This window comes from Sulfobacillus harzensis (assembly GCF_012933365.1).
GTDB classification, from domain to species: Bacteria; Bacillota; Sulfobacillia; order Sulfobacillales; family Sulfobacillaceae; genus Sulfobacillus_B; species Sulfobacillus_B harzensis.
This window is the reverse complement of record NZ_JABBVZ010000294.1, coordinates 1-992: the sequence shown is the minus strand read 5'-3', so window position 1 is coordinate 992 and position 992 is coordinate 1. Positions and strand designations below refer to the sequence as shown.

General features: G+C 60.1%; 1 protein-coding gene. It reads left to right on the top strand.

What is annotated here, in order from left to right; genetic code table 11:
- Nucleotides 1-898, top strand: an 898-nt coding sequence (locus HIJ39_RS23125; protein ID WP_207711893.1) for a biotin/lipoyl-containing protein, incomplete at its 5' end; no start/stop codon positions are given.
- Between the last annotated feature and the right edge of the window lie 94 nt (nt 899-992).

Here is a 992-nt window from a genome sequence, read left to right as displayed (position 1 = left end):
CGGTTCTATGGGGAGGAGGGCGCTCAAGGGGCACTCGCTACCACAGCCAAGCCCCGAGGCCCCTCTTTACCTACCAGGTAGCGTGTCAACCGATTTGGTGGGGGGGTTCGGCGGACTGGAGGGTCGGGCCCTCAGGCCAGGCGATGTGGTAACTTATGCGGGAGGAAAGGCGGAGTGGCTTAGCGCACCGACGGAGACGTTGATTACGGACCGGCAGGTCCGCATTCTCCCGGGTGCAAGGCGAGACCAGTTGCCAGCTGAAATGTGGATGCGGTTGCTCTCGCAGCGCTTTCAAGTCAGCACCCGTTCGAACCGCGTTGGCATCCGTTTGGAGGGCCCGCCGCTTGCAGACGCTTCGCTAAAAGGAGACGCGATCTCGGAAGGAATGGCGGTCGGCTCAATTCAAGCGCCGCCGAGCGGAGAATTGTTAGTTCTGACCAAAGGGCGCGGCAGTATTGGGGGATATCCAACCCTTGCGCACGTCATCATGGCGGATTGGCCCATTTTAGCTCAGTTGCGCCCGGGTCAGGCCGTCTCCTTTACCGAGGTCGATCAAGATCAGGCCCGCCACGCTCTGCTAGAACGTCGACGCGCGGCAGCCGCTCCCTTAAGGCCAGTATCCGAGAGAATCACGAGCCTCCGGACATCCGATCCGACCGTCCCGGTATCGGCTCCAATGTGGAGCACGGTCTATGTGTCGCAACAACCAGGTGCGTCGCCCTTGGCCCCGATCGGCGCGTTCGTGAACGCAGGTCAAACGCTTGCCGTCCTCGAAGTGATGAAGCAGTTTTACGACCTGGAAAGCCCAGTTTCAGGTCGCGTCAAAGCGGTACACTTTGCGGATGGGGCAACGGTCGAGGAGGGCACGCTGCTGTTCGAAATTGATGCATCACAGTAGTTGAAATGAAAGACGGCCTATGTCAAGGGTGTGGATAACGTGAATATCTGGGGACGGCGCATTCAGGGTGTACGAACCCAAGCGGTCGCCGGTC